The sequence below is a fragment of the Rhodobacter sp. NTK016B genome (genome assembly GCF_017303295.1).
GTDB lineage: Bacteria > Pseudomonadota > Alphaproteobacteria > Rhodobacterales > Rhodobacteraceae > Pararhodobacter.
The window spans coordinates 228,112-240,517 of record NZ_JAFKOK010000001.1; the positions used below are offsets into that span (position 1 = coordinate 228,112).

Here is a 12,406-nt window from a genome sequence, read left to right on the forward strand (position 1 = left end):
CTGGGCTGCTTCCGGTCATCCGCTGCGCCTGACGCGAACGTCCAGAGAGGGCCGGGAGCGACGCCCGCTGCTGTCTGGCCGGCGCACGACCTGCTGCGCCGCCGCATGACCGCTCCGAGCCCAAGGCGGAAGTTCCCTTAAGGCATGCGACGCGAACGCATACTTTTGCCGCATTAAGAAGCTACGAAACCGCTGAGCTTTGTCGGGGCAAGAAACAATGGAAGAAGCAGTAGTAGCGGGCTTGGCGGCATTTGCCTTCATAGCTTTTGTAATTGGCGTGCCTCGATTTATCGCCATCAAATCAGGCTCTCCGCAGATAGACGATAACTTCGGTCGGATTTTCCTACCTAAAGCAACGGCGCTGTTCTTCATTGTTATGTGTCTTGGCGCTGTCGCTTTTGGTATCTTTGGCATGATTGCCGACCCGAAGACGTTTTGGGCGGGTTTTGCTTTGGTTGCCATGTTCGGCTATGGCATCTGGTGTACAGTGCAAGCGACCAAAGAAGGGGGCTCGGTGGCATGGAGCAGCAGCGGGGTAGAGGGTCCTTGCAGGATGTACCCTATCCCGTTCTTGGCAAATCGAAAGCACGTACCTTGGGAAAGGATAAAGTCGTTCCGTGAAGCCGGTCAGGGTCTCATCATCATGGAATCAAACGATGGCGTCAAGCTAGTCTGGTCTAACTACTTCGTCGGAGCGGACTTTCTTAAGGATCTAATCCGTCGAAAATGCCCTCATGTCGAGTTCACCTAAAACTAATTTGCAGGTGACCAAAGGAAGCATTTTGAGAGGCAGGTTCGTCCGCGCTGCCGACCTTCACACTCCGAAAATGCTGCGCGACGCACGAACGAACGCTTTGGGGAAGCTGCGGCGCGGCGACGGTGATCCTAGCCAAGGTCTGCTAAGGGCCGAAAGCAGCCGGCCCTCAACCCCACTTATGCCCTGACCATACTACCTCACCAATCACGCCCAGGCTGATGTCGTTCATGGCCTCGCCTGTCCGATGTTCGGGAGGGTATTTGGGGTTGTCGCTGCGCAGGATGATGGCAGCGTCGGGGATCAGCTCGAGGCGCTTGATGCGCAGGCTGTCGCCCTCGCGGACAGCATAGATGCGACCAGAGCGGATGTGGGTTTTCCGGCGGTCGATCATGACGAGGTCGCCGTCGTAGATGCTCGGCTCCATGCTGTCGCCCCGGACGTTGATCAGGACACTGTCGCCGGCGCTGATGCCGTTCTGCTCAAGCCAGCGTTTCGAGAAAGCGAGGTGGTCGATCGGCGGGCCATCGAAGTTGATCGCTCCGTTCCCGGCGGCGCCTTCGGCTTCGTACCGCGCAACGGTCGAGAACTGTTCTCCTGAAATCGTGGTGGAAGGAGCGGCCGCGTTCTCTCGCTTCGGCCCATAGTAAAGCTCGAGGTCCAGGACTTCCCCCAGCTTTTCTAGGGTTTCAACGCTGTAGCGTTTCCCGCCAGCTTTCGAGGCCTTCATGTTCTTGATCAACGAATAGTGCCCTGCCGCGAGCTTTGACGCCGCAGCAGGGCTCAAACCCTTTTTTTTCAGCGCTCTATCGATTTCATCAAGAATCGGATCCATGCGCCTCCTTAGCCTAGTTAAGCTAAATCGGCAATACTGGCTTAGTTTAGCCTTGTATAGCTGGCTTAGCTTAGCTAGCTTCACGCCATGACCCAACGAACAGCGCTCACCTCCCTCGCCGAGACCATGGCCGCGCATGCTGGCGTTACGCACTACGCGATCTCCATGCGTGCCCTGGGCAAAGGCGACTTCTTCAAGAAGCTGAAAGCGGGCGGCGATTGCCGCACGGCGACTGCCGCCCGCGTCCTCTCGTGGTTCGACGAGAACTGGCCGTCCGATCTCGAATGGCCCTCGGACATCCCCCGCCCCCGCAAGAAGAAGGAGAAGGTCGCATGAGGCGCCCCGCTCTTCTCCGCTTTGACCAGACGAGCGCCCGCGCCTCGTTCGGGTTTCAGGCCATTCAGATCGTTTCCTTTTGGTGTGTGCAGAAGGGAATGAGAGGTGTCGGGGGGCGCGGTAACGTCCTCCGGCACCGCCATCATCGCGACACCGCAGGGGCCGCGATACGCACTACGGTTTGTGGGGTATTTGCGGCGGTAGCCGCCCGTCCCCCTGCCGTTTCCTTGTCAATCAAGCCTGTGAGGTACCGCATGCGGCGGATCATTCGTGCGCTCATAGCGCTCGACGACCATTGGCTGGGCGACCTGATCGGCGCTCTGTGCCTCTTCGGTGCGCTCTGGATCGGCCTCGCGGCCGGGGTGGTGCTGCAATGAAGGACTGGAACCAGCCAGCCCCGGCTCAGGCGCGCTTCCGGGTCGAGTATGTGCCCGGTAAGGGCCACGCAGTCTTTGGCCCTGACGGCGCCATGTCGCATGACCCAACCACGCTGTCGGACGCGCGGTCGGCCTGTCAGGCATTGCAGGCTGAATGGAACCCGGCGCGCAAGATCGGCGAGCGGCCCTGCCTCTGCTGCGGCATGCCTTTCGAGAGCGAGGGCATCCACAATCGCCTCTGCACGCGCTGCCGCAACCGCGACGATGCGCTGGCCTCTTACGGCTATGTGGGCGCGAGCGGCGGTCGCAAACCGCGCCGCTCGTCGGGGGCCTGATCATGGCGGAACCGAGACTTCTCAAGATGGACCGGGTGGCGGTCGCCGAGGTGCAGAGCACCGGTCGTCTGCGCCCTGTGTCGGAGGCGGGCGTCGAAAGCCTGCTCGCGTCGATCGGCGAGATCGGGGTGATGAAGGACGCCATTCATGTGCGCCAGAAGAAGAACGGTCAGCTCTTCCTGATCGCTGGCGGCCACCGGCTGGAAGCCGCGCGGCGTCTGGGCTGGGACGAGATCGAGGCCAAGGTCTGGACGGACGTGACAGACGACTGGGCGCGGCTGATGGAGATCGACGACAACATCGCCGGGGCGGAGCTGAACGCGCTCGACACGGCGCTGTTTCTGGCCGAGCGCAAGCGAGTCTATGAGAAGCTGCATCCTGAGACCAAGGCAGGTGTCGCGGGTGGTCTCGCGCGCCAAGGTTTAGCAAGCGACATCGTGTCGTTTGCTGACGCATCGGCGGAGAAATTCGGCGTTTCCAAGCGTCATATCGAGCGCATGGTGGCGGCGGGCACTCGCCTCGATCCGCGCGACGTGGCCCTGCTGCGCAAGGCCCCGCGTCCAATCACGCTCAAGGATCTGGCCGAGATCGCGAAGATCAGCGAGCCGACCGACCGTTACGAGGTGGTTGAGGCGCTGGCTGAGGGCCGCGCGAAGTCCGCCGCCGATGCGCGGCGGAGCATCGACGCCAGCGAGGGCAGCGGGGCACCTATTGAAGACCCCGTTGAAGCCGCTTTGAAGGCGCTTAAAACCGCGTGGTCTCGCGCCCCGAAAGAGGCTCGTCGCCGGTTCTGCCGCGATCATGGCGACGACCTCGCGGCCCTTCTCTACGAGGGCGCGCCGGAATGACGAACCTCGCCCCCGCTCAGCTCTGGTGGACAGCTCAGGAACTGGCCGACGCGCGCCTGCCGGATCTTCCGCGCACGATGCAGGGCATCGACCGCTGGGTTGCGCGCGTGAACCTGCGCGGCAACCCGGATGTGGCGCGCCGCCGCTCGGGTCGCGGGGGCGGCTGGGAATATCATTGGAGCGCCTTGCCGCTTGCGGCGCGGAAATCGCTTCTGGCGGAGGCCACGGTGCCGGTCAGTCCCAACGCGGTCAGCCGGGGGCAGGCTTGGGAGTGGTTCGAGGCGCTGCCCCAGAGCGTGCAGGACAAGGCACGGATGCGGCTGCGCTGCGTGCAGGCGGTCGAGACGCTGGAAGGGCGGCTCGGTCGGGACCTCGCGGTGCGCGAAGTGGCGCAGATCGAGACGGTCAGCCCTCGGACGCTCTGGAACTGGCTCGGCCTGATCGAAGGTGTGCGCATGGACGACCGGCTGCCGCATCTGGCGCCCAAGCATCGTGCGGTGGTGCGCAAGGTCGCGCGTGCCGAGTTCGACGAGGCCTTCTTCGACTGGCTCAAGGCCGATTACCTGCGTCTCGCCGGGCCGTCCTTCTCGTCGTGCTATCGGCGCGCCGAGCGCGTCGCGCGGAGCAAGGAATGGCAGACGGCGCCCGAGCGCACGATGCGGCGCTATATGGACGCCCGCGTGAGCCAGCCGGTGCAGATCCTCGCGCGGCGCGGCATCGACGCGTTGAAGCGCCTCTATCCCGCGCAGGTCCGCGACAAGACCGCGCTGCATGCGCTGGAAGTGGTCAACGGTGACTTCCACCGCTTCGACGTCTTCGTGCGCTGGCCGGGTATCGACACGCCTGTGCGGCCCCAGATGGTGGCCTTCCAGGACGTGTTCTCCGGGCGCATCCTCGCGTGGCGGCTCGACCTGACCGCCAATTCCAATGCCGTCCTGCTTTGCGCGGGCGACATGATCGAGGACTGGGGCATTCCTGAGCACGTGGTCCTCGACAACGGCCGCGAGTTCGCGGCCAAGATGATCACCGGCGGCACCCAGACGCGGTTCCGCTTCAAGGTCCGCGAAGACGACATTCCCGGCCTGTTCGTGGCCTTGGGCTGTGAAATCCATTGGGCCACGCCCTATGCGGGCCAGTCGAAGCCGATCGAGCGGGCGTTCCGCGATATGTGCGACGCCATCGCCAAGGATCCCCGCTTCGACGGCGCCTGGACCGGCAACAAGCCAGAAGCGAAGCCCGAGGATTACGGCTCGCGCGCGGTGCCCTTCGAGGACTTCCTGCGCGTCGTCGCCGAAGGGATCGAGGAGCACAATCTGCGGCAGGGCCGGCGCTCGGAAGTGGCGTGGGGCCGGTCCTTTGCCGAGGTCTTCGCCGAAAGCTAAGAGAAGGCGCCGATCCGCAAGGCCACCGAGGCGCAGCGGCGGCTCTGGCTTCTGGGAGCCGAGGGCCTCAAGGCCGATGCGCGCAACGGGCGCCTTCGGTTCATGGGCAACGAATACTGGTCCGACTGGATGCACGAGATCGCGGGCCAGAAGGTCGTGTTGCGGTTCGATCCGGCCGATCTTCATGCGCCGGTCCATGTCTACGCCGCCGACAACCGCTATCTCGGCGCGGCCGAATGCCACCAGAAGGCAGGCTTCCTCTCGGTCGAAGAGGCGCGCAGCCATAACCGGGCGCGCAAGGACTGGATGAAGGCCGAGAAGAAGGCGCTCGAAGCGCATCGCAAGCTGAGCGCGCGCGAGCTAGGCGCGCTGCTCGACGAGACCGCGCCGGGCGAGGTCATGCCTGCGCCCGAGGCCAAGGTGGTCCGGATGGTGCAGCCTCACGCCAAGGCCCCGTCGCCGCAGTCGCGCGATCTGTCGCCCGACCTGTCGCCCGAGGTGAAGGCCGCTCAGGCCGCGCTGGTGGTCGAGTTCAGTGCGGCCAAGACCGTGGCTCCGGCCAGCGACGAGACCGCGAAAGACCGCTTTGGCCGGGCGCTCGCGCTGGAACGCGCGATCGAGGCGGGCGGGGCGATCACCGACGAGCAGTCGCGCTGGCTGCGCGTCTACCAATCCACCCCCGAATACCGCGCCGAGCGCATGCTCTGGTCGGACTTCGGGGACGCGTACTTCGGATGAATAACCGCCAGCGGGTGGTTGCAGACCCGCCAGCGGTACGAGGGCTAAGGAGAAAAACCATGGCAGACGGCCAACGCCTTTACAACAGTGTCGCTCCGCTGCGGAACGTCGCTGCTCTGACCGAACTGATCCACCGGGTCCAGAACCGCGCTTACGGGCTGCCCGGCATGGCCTGCTTCTACGGCTTCTCGGGCTACGGCAAGTCGACCGGGGCGATCTACGCGGCCAACAAGTTCCAGGCGGTGCTGGTCCAGTGCAAGAGCGCGTGGACGAAGAAGAGCCTGTGCACCGCCGTGCTGGCCGAGCTTGGTCTGCAGCCCAAGGGCAACACCGCCGACATGGTGGACCGGATCGCGGCCGAGCTGGCGATCCGGGGCGTGCCCCTGATCATCGACGAGGCCGATCACGCCGTGGCGCGGCGCATGGTCGAGATCGTGCGCGACATCTACGAGGGCAGTCAGGCGCCGGTGATCCTGATCGGCGAGGAGCTGCTGCCGCAGAAGCTCAAGGAATGGGAGCGGGTGCATGGCCGGATGCTCGATTGGGTCGCGGCCCAGCCTGCCGATATGGGCGATCTCAATCACCTCGCGCCGATCTACGCGCCGGGGCTGCAGATCGACCAGGCGCTCAAGCGCGACCTGCTCAAGCGCTCGCATGGCTCGACGCGGCGCGTCTGTGTGAACCTCGCCCAGCTCTTCGAGCGCGCGCAGGTGCTGGGGCGTGACCACATGGGGCCGGGTGACTTCGACGCAAAATCTTTCTTCACCGGTACGGCCCCCACGCCGCGCCGTTCGGAAATCGCGGGGCAAGCCTGATGCGTAGCGACAAGACCCCGCTCGAAGCCGTCGCGTGGAACGCGGCCCTCCGCCTCGTGGAGTTTGACTACCGATCGCTCTCGGACGAGGCGCAGGTGGGCTATGAGACCGCCGGCACCTGGGTGCGCCGCTGGATGCGGCTGGGCAAGGTCGAGTGCCTCGGCAAGGGCGACGGGCAGACGATGCGCTACCGGGTCGTCGGCGCGGCGCTGGAGCCGAAGCCCCCGGTCAACCGGATTGGCCCGCAGACGCCCGAGCTGAACATGTGGCGCACGATCCGGGCGATGCGCGTGGCCTTCACGCCCACCGACATTGCCGCGCATGCCACCACCGACACGGTTGAGGTCAGCCAGAAGCAGGCGCGCAATTACTGCCAGATGCTCACCCGCGCGGGCTACCTGCGCGTCGTGCGCAAGGCGCTGCCGCCCCGGCGCGAGGCCGTCTATCAACTGATCCGGGACACCGGCCCGCGCCCTCCGCGCGAGCGGCGCCTGCGCGTCGTCTGGGACGACAATGAGGGCGAGATCGCGCATCTGCCGGGTGGGGACGCATGAGTAATCCCCTCGACATCGCCTACACGCATTGGGGCGCCCCCCTGCCTGACTGGATCGAGGCGCTGGCCAAGGCCTGCGGCGAGACCAGCCAGAACAAGGTCGCGGCGCGTCTCGACCGTTCGCCCGCGCTGGTCTCGAATGTCCTGCGCAATCGCTACACCGGCAGCATGCAGGCCGTCGAAGAACTCGTGCGCGGGCATCTGCTGTCCGAGACCGTCAACTGCCCCTCGCTCGGCGTGCTGCCGCTGCACGAATGCCACGACTGGCGCGTGAAGGCGCGGAGCTTCCAGAACACCAACAGCCTGCGCGTGCGCATGTACCGCGCCTGCCAGATGTGCCCGCGCTTTGCGCGCCCCGATCATGCCCCCAAGAAAGGAGCCACCGATGTCTGAGCATCGTCCTCTTCCCATTCCCGATGGCCGCATCTCGGTCGCGGGCAAGGATTACATGCCCGACGCCAAGGGCAAGCTGGTGCCCGTGGAGCTGATCGAGGCGGCAGCCCTTCTCGAAGACGAGACGGTGCGCAAGATCGCGGGCTATGGCGTGGCGCTGTCCGAGCAGGTCGCGCGCTTCAAGGGCAACACCTTCGCCGATCTCGGCGACTTCGAAGCCGTGCTGGCGCAGGAATACGGCGCGACCAAGGGCGGGGCGAAGGGCAACAAGACCTTCCTGTCCTTCGACGGGCTGTGGAAGGTGACGGTGCAGGTGGCCGATCATATCGACTTCGGCCCGCAACTGCAGATCGCCAAGGAACTGGTCGATGAATGCCTGAACGAATGGGCGGCCGAGGCCCGTGCCGAGATCCGCGCCATCGTCACGCGGGCCTTCAACACCGACAAGGCGGGCCAGATCAACCGCTCGGAGATCTTCATGCTGCTTCGGCTCGAGATTGAGGACGCGCGCTGGAAAGAGGCGATGCGCGCGATCCGCGACGCGATGCGGGTGGTGGGCTCGAAGACCTATGTCCGCCTCTATCGCCGCGAGACGCCCGAGGCGCCGTGGCAGGCCGTCACCATCGACCTGGCGAAAGCGTAAGGGGGCGGTCATGGCGGAACAGATTTCCCTGATCGAGGCCCCGGTCTACGAGGTCACCGGCGCCGAGGTGCCCCGCATCCTGCACGAGCTGGTGCGCTTCGAGATACTCGGCGCCCCCTGCCCCGTCCGCACGAGCGCGGAGGGCGATATCCTCTTCCTCAGGCTCGGCAACCGCGACTTCGCGGTGTCGGTCCTTGATCTCGCCGCAACGGCGGCGCTGGCGATCGAGGGCCATCTCAAGGGCGAGATCCGCACGCGGATCCTCGGCCGCGAGACGCGGGCAGACCCAGCAGACCCCGTGGCCTCCGCGCAGGACTTGCCGGTTCTGGGCACGGTCGCGCCGGACGGGCGTGTGATCCCCATCCCCCGGAGGATCTGATGGCCTCGCCCCTGATCCGCAAGGTGCATGTGGGCTGTCGGCAGCTCGGTCTCGACACCGAGACCCGGCATGCCCTGCAGCGTCAGGTGACCGGCAAGGACAGCCTGACCGCAATGAGCGAGCCCGAATTGAAGGCGGTGTTGAAGGCTCTGGAGAACCGGGGCTTCAAGCCGGCCAAGAAGCCCGGCCACAAGGGCGCGCCCAGCGCCGATCTGCGCTTTGCGCACAAGCTCTGGTCCCTGCTGGGCGAGGCGGGTGCTCTGAAGCATCCCGGGCGCGCGGGCCTCAACGCCTTCATCCGCGCGCGCTTCGGCGCGAGCTGGGGCAGCGTGCCCGCCGATATCGACATGCTGCGCGACTGGAGCCAGATCGCCGACCTGATCGATGCGCTCAAGGCCATGTGCCGCCGCAACGGGATCGAGCTTGACCGGTGAGCAACTGGCCGCGCCCCCCGGCTCATGTCGAGCCCTATGTCCGCATCCTCGGCTATGAGGGTGCGGTCGCCTTCATTCTGGCCTTCGGGGGCTCAGAGGTCTACCTGCCGATGACACCGACAGCTGCCGCGCGCTCCCCCGCTGCGGCCCTCATCGGGGCCGAGTCGGTCATGGCGCTCGGCCTGGCCGGCGTCTCGCGCCGTGTTCCCACCGCCAAGCCGTGGCTCGCGCGGGTGTTTCGGACCGAGGGCCTCCGCGTGCCCGAGATCGCGCGGAAGCTTCACGCGACAGACGTGACGGTCAGGAAGTGGCTGAAGGACGCCCCCGGCCAGCGCTGGGGCGACGACCGGCAGATGCGGTTGTTCTGAGCAAAAGACATCGACGGGAGATGTGCGGCGCAGAGTGGTAAGTAGCTGAACAGATCTGCACTGTCCTGAGGTGTCGTTTGCCGAGAGTATCGATACACACAATCGCAGCGCAGACAGGTGTTTTGTCAGCGATCTCAAGGACTCTCCGCGTAAGCTCAACTTAACGTTTGAGTCCCAAGTCCAAGACTTGGTAGAAAGGTCGGTGACGGAGTAGGGAATTTCAATGAGCGAGCGTGCCAACTTCAGCGTTAGGGTAAAGCAAAGCCTTTCTGAACGTGTCGGGTATAGATGCTCATTTCCTGGATGCGACGCAATCACGATCGGGCCGAGCGCCGAGACACCGACCAGTTCATCAAAATCCGGGATGGCTTGTCACATCTATGCCGCCACGGATGGTCCATCAGCACGCCGTGTCAGTCCTGACATGACTCCTGCACAGCTAAGCGCGTTCGATAACGGTATCTGGATGTGCTATCGACACGGCAAGATCATCGACGCTGACGAATGCACCTATACGCCGGACCTTCTAAAAGACTGGCGGCGGCTGGCAGAGCGCAAAGCCGAACTACGCCATAAGCTCGGTCGAGAGCTAACTCCAGAGGATTTGGACGCCGAAGCCTTGGCCGCACAAGCCATCGTGGTCACAACCCCGGATTTTGCCAAGACGATTGCAGAGGTCATCGATGAAAGCGGCATGGAAAGCATTTGGGGCAAGGAAGCGTCGTTTGCGGCAAGAGACGCAGCGATTGAGATCGCGCGAAATGCATTGACACATGGATCGGCAACGCATGTCCGGCTCCAGGTGACCGCGCATAGCTTTGAGCTGTTGGACGACGGTATACCATTCTCGTTGTCGGACCTTGAGATGGCACGGAACCCGCGCGGTGGCGCGCATGCAGTGGCGCAATTGCGAAGGCATGCACCAGGCGTCATCCTGTCACACACTCGCCAGGACACCCACAACCGCTTCATAATGGTATCGTCGCACGCCCTCGATGAGTCACTCGAAACACACCCCTGCTCGACAATGGTCAATGGCGGGCCTTCGTCTGTGAAATCCGCAATGATCTTCATTGAAGAGCGGCCGGAGTGCGACACGATCTTTCTACGCCCCAGTTCCGGCATCCTATCCTATAGTGATTTATATAACTTGAAATCCGGCCTAACCACGCACGGCCTTACCAAACGGGACATTGCATTGGTGCTGGGGCCACACTCGGAAGGGATCCGGGACTTCTTGGCGAAGGAAATGCCCTACGTTCGGCTGATCGAGAAATGACGAGCCTTTCCGTGCCCGTGCGACGTTGGGCGCAACGGGCTAGTGGTCCACATCCGCAAAGCAATCCTGACTGACCAAGACTGATTGCAATCCTGCGTCCCCCTCTATTCCCCCACAAACCGTAGTGCGTATTTCCCGGGCTCTTAACCCGTCATCGTGTCGTTGTATCGACAGGAGACGAGCATGCGCACGAGCGAGCGGGGAATTGCGTTCAACGAGCGGTTCGAGGGCGTGGTGCTACGCGCGTACCGGGATCCGGTCGGGATCTGGACGATCGGCGCCGGGCTGACGGCCGCGTCGGGCGTGGTGGATCCCGGGCCGGGGATGGTGATCACCGCCGAGGAGGCCTCGCGGCTCATGGCCGAGGCGCTGCGGACGCGCTACGAGCCTGTGGTCAACCGGGCCATGCCGGGCGCCGCGCAGCATGAGTTCGACGGCGCGATCTCGTTTCACTGGAACACCGGGGCCATTGAGCGCGCGAGCTGGGTGCCGGCCTGGGCGAGCGGCAACATGGCCGCGATGCGCGAACGGCTGGCGCGGTGGAACAAGGGCGGGGGCAAGGTGCTGCCGGGCCTCGTGCGGCGCCGCAAGGCCGAGGCCGATCTCATCCAGTACCGCGACTATGGTGTGCCCTTGCGCGCGAAGGCCCCGCGCGGGCTGGCGCGCGTGACGCTCGATCTGTCGCGCGACGAGGTGAGGGCCGCCCGCGATGCCCTGAAGGCGCGCGGCTATGCGGTCGGCGAGGATACGCGCGGCATTGCCATTGACGCGGTCCGCGCCTTCCAGACCGATCACGACCTGACCGTGGACGGCATCCTGGGCCGCGCGACGCTGTCCACGCTGCAGCGCTCGATCGACGCGCGGGGCAAGTCGCTGGTGGGCGGCGGGCTCGTCGCCGGCGGTGGCGCGGAGACCGCCACCAATGTCCTGCCGCACGATCTGCCGCTCGCCTGGACCGGTCCCGTGGCGCTCGCGCTCGGGGGGCTTCTCGTTGCCTATCTCGCCTGGACCTACCGCGACATCCTCGCGGCCAAGCTTCAGGCCCGCCTGCCGCGCGTCGCGGCTTTCCTCAGGAGTATCAAATGAGCAGCAGCCTGACGGCCCTTGCCCTGCAGATCGGCGTCCCGCTCGTCGGCCGGGTCCTTACGCAACGCCTCGGCTCGGGCAATGCCCGGCTGATCACCGAAGTGATCGACGCCGTCGCCCGCAGGCTGGGCGTCTCGCCCGCCGAGGCCGAGGTGCTGGCCCAGACCGATGAGGGCCGCGTCATCGACGCGCTGCGCGAGACGGAAGCCGACATGCCCGAGCTGATCGCGCTCCATGCCTCGGCGCTCGAAGCGCAGACCGCGCTTTTGATGGCCGAGCAGCGCGGCCCGTGGTGGGGCTGGGCGTGGCGGCCGGCCTTCATGTGGCTGCTCGCCTTCCTGTGGCTGTGGAACGTGGTGCTGTTGCATATTGCGAACGCCGTCTGGCGCATTGCGCTGCCGCCGATCGATCCGGGCGTGCTGCTCTCGGTGACCGGGATCTATGCCGCGCTCTACATGGGCGGGCACACCGTCAAGGACTGGGTGCGCGTCACCCGAGGGGGCACGCCGTGACCGAGACCCTGACGCTCTCGCCGCTCATCGCCTGGGTGGGCGCGCTCTCGCTTCTGTTGAACTTCGGCCTGTCGGTCTACGGGCTGATCGCCTCGGGATCGCGCGCCAACAAGGTGCGGCTCGACGAGCACGAGGCCCGCCTTGCGCGCCATGACAGCCGGATCAGCGGCGCCGAGCAGACCCTGCGGACGCTGCCCTCGACGGGCGATCTGCACAAGATCGAGCTGTCGCTGTCTCGCATGGAAGGCGAGCTGGGGATCATGGGCCAGCGGCTTCAGCCCGTCGCCGCCATCGCCGAGCGGATGCAGGAGCTGCTGTTGCAGCAATCGAAGAGGTAAG

The 12,406-nt window shown here is 65.1% G+C and carries 19 protein-coding genes; 18 read left to right on the plus strand and 1 reads right to left on the minus strand.

The features are described from left to right. The first annotated feature begins 217 nt into the window (after nt 1-217). Nucleotides 218-751 (plus strand): hypothetical protein, encoded by a 534-nt coding sequence (locus tag JI664_RS01120; protein WP_207011864.1) that lies wholly within the window; start codon nt 218-220, stop codon nt 749-751. A 172-nt stretch (nt 752-923) separates the two neighbouring features. On the opposite strand, the gene JI664_RS01125 is transcribed toward JI664_RS01120, so the two are convergent. Next, nucleotides 924-1,589 (minus strand): S24 family peptidase, encoded by a 666-nt coding sequence (locus tag JI664_RS01125; RefSeq protein WP_207011865.1) that lies wholly within the window; start codon nt 1,587-1,589, stop codon nt 924-926. Nucleotides 1,590-1,676: 87 nt separating this feature from the next. Here JI664_RS01125 and JI664_RS01130 point away from each other — a divergent pair, with 87 nt between their 5' ends. The 17 genes from JI664_RS01130 to JI664_RS01200 all read left to right on the plus strand — a co-directional run bounded on the left by JI664_RS01130 (nt 1,677) and on the right by JI664_RS01200 (nt 12,405). Continuing rightward, nucleotides 1,677-1,925: a hypothetical protein gene (locus JI664_RS01130; protein ID WP_207011866.1), complete on the plus strand. Its 249-nt coding sequence runs from the start codon at nt 1,677-1,679 to the stop codon at nt 1,923-1,925. A gap of 254 nt (nt 1,926-2,179) precedes the next feature. Next, the gene (locus JI664_RS23845) at nt 2,180-2,302 is read left to right on the plus strand and encodes a hypothetical protein (protein WP_286173735.1); all 123 of its coding nucleotides are present in this window, start codon (nt 2,180-2,182) and stop codon (nt 2,300-2,302) included. Beyond that, nucleotides 2,299-2,637: a hypothetical protein gene (locus JI664_RS01135; RefSeq protein WP_207011867.1), complete on the plus strand. Its 339-nt coding sequence runs from the start codon at nt 2,299-2,301 to the stop codon at nt 2,635-2,637. The genes JI664_RS23845 and JI664_RS01135 overlap by 4 nt, the downstream gene beginning before the upstream one ends. A gap of 2 nt (nt 2,638-2,639) precedes the next feature. Beyond that, the gene (locus JI664_RS01140; RefSeq protein WP_207011868.1) at nt 2,640-3,485 is read left to right on the plus strand and encodes a ParB/RepB/Spo0J family partition protein; all 846 of its coding nucleotides are present in this window, start codon (nt 2,640-2,642) and stop codon (nt 3,483-3,485) included. Continuing rightward, nucleotides 3,482-4,867 carry a transposase domain-containing protein gene (locus JI664_RS01145; protein WP_286173736.1) on the plus strand — a complete coding sequence of 462 codons (1,386 nt, stop codon included), beginning with the start codon at nt 3,482-3,484 and terminating at the stop codon, nt 4,865-4,867. Before JI664_RS01140 ends, JI664_RS01145 begins: the two co-directional genes overlap by 4 nt. Nucleotides 4,868-4,918: 51 nt before the next feature. Further along, nucleotides 4,919-5,605 (plus strand): Mu transposase C-terminal domain-containing protein, encoded by a 687-nt coding sequence (locus tag JI664_RS23850; protein WP_286173782.1) that lies wholly within the window; start codon nt 4,919-4,921, stop codon nt 5,603-5,605. A gap of 59 nt (nt 5,606-5,664) precedes the next feature. Next, nucleotides 5,665-6,420 (plus strand): AAA family ATPase, encoded by a 756-nt coding sequence (locus JI664_RS01150; protein WP_207011869.1) that lies wholly within the window; start codon nt 5,665-5,667, stop codon nt 6,418-6,420. Further along, nucleotides 6,420-6,974: a hypothetical protein gene (locus tag JI664_RS01155; protein WP_207011870.1), complete on the plus strand. Its 555-nt coding sequence runs from the start codon at nt 6,420-6,422 to the stop codon at nt 6,972-6,974. The genes JI664_RS01150 and JI664_RS01155 overlap by 1 nt, the downstream gene beginning before the upstream one ends. Continuing rightward, nucleotides 6,971-7,366, plus strand: coding sequence for a hypothetical protein (locus tag JI664_RS01160; protein WP_207011871.1), 396 nt, complete (start codon nt 6,971-6,973; stop codon nt 7,364-7,366). The genes JI664_RS01155 and JI664_RS01160 overlap by 4 nt, the downstream gene beginning before the upstream one ends. Further along, on the plus strand, nt 7,359-8,009 hold the full coding sequence (locus JI664_RS01165; protein ID WP_207011872.1) for a DUF3164 family protein: 651 nt from the start codon (nt 7,359-7,361) through the stop codon (nt 8,007-8,009). The genes JI664_RS01160 and JI664_RS01165 overlap by 8 nt, the downstream gene beginning before the upstream one ends. Nucleotides 8,010-8,019: 10 nt before the next feature. Further along, nucleotides 8,020-8,388, plus strand: a complete 369-nt coding sequence (locus JI664_RS01170; protein WP_207011873.1) for a hypothetical protein — start codon at nt 8,020-8,022, stop codon at nt 8,386-8,388. Next, nucleotides 8,388-8,822, plus strand: a complete 435-nt coding sequence (locus JI664_RS01175) for a gp16 family protein (RefSeq protein WP_207011874.1) — start codon at nt 8,388-8,390, stop codon at nt 8,820-8,822. The genes JI664_RS01170 and JI664_RS01175 overlap by 1 nt, the downstream gene beginning before the upstream one ends. After that, nucleotides 8,819-9,190, plus strand: a complete 372-nt coding sequence (locus tag JI664_RS01180) for a helix-turn-helix domain-containing protein (protein WP_207011875.1) — start codon at nt 8,819-8,821, stop codon at nt 9,188-9,190. The genes JI664_RS01175 and JI664_RS01180 overlap by 4 nt, the downstream gene beginning before the upstream one ends. 223 nt (nt 9,191-9,413) lie before the next feature. Continuing rightward, the gene (locus tag JI664_RS01185; protein WP_207011876.1) at nt 9,414-10,469 is read left to right on the plus strand and encodes a hypothetical protein; all 1,056 of its coding nucleotides are present in this window, start codon (nt 9,414-9,416) and stop codon (nt 10,467-10,469) included. 183 nt (nt 10,470-10,652) lie between these two features. Next, nucleotides 10,653-11,555: a glycoside hydrolase family protein gene (locus tag JI664_RS01190; protein ID WP_207011877.1), complete on the plus strand. Its 903-nt coding sequence runs from the start codon at nt 10,653-10,655 to the stop codon at nt 11,553-11,555. After that, nucleotides 11,552-12,067 (plus strand): hypothetical protein, encoded by a 516-nt coding sequence (locus tag JI664_RS01195; protein ID WP_207011878.1) that lies wholly within the window; start codon nt 11,552-11,554, stop codon nt 12,065-12,067. Before JI664_RS01190 ends, JI664_RS01195 begins: the two co-directional genes overlap by 4 nt. Next, entirely contained in the window at nt 12,064-12,405 is a 342-nt protein-coding gene (locus tag JI664_RS01200) for a DUF2730 family protein (RefSeq protein WP_207011879.1), read from the plus strand. Before JI664_RS01195 ends, JI664_RS01200 begins: the two co-directional genes overlap by 4 nt. The last annotated feature ends 1 nt before the right edge of the window (nt 12,406 follow it).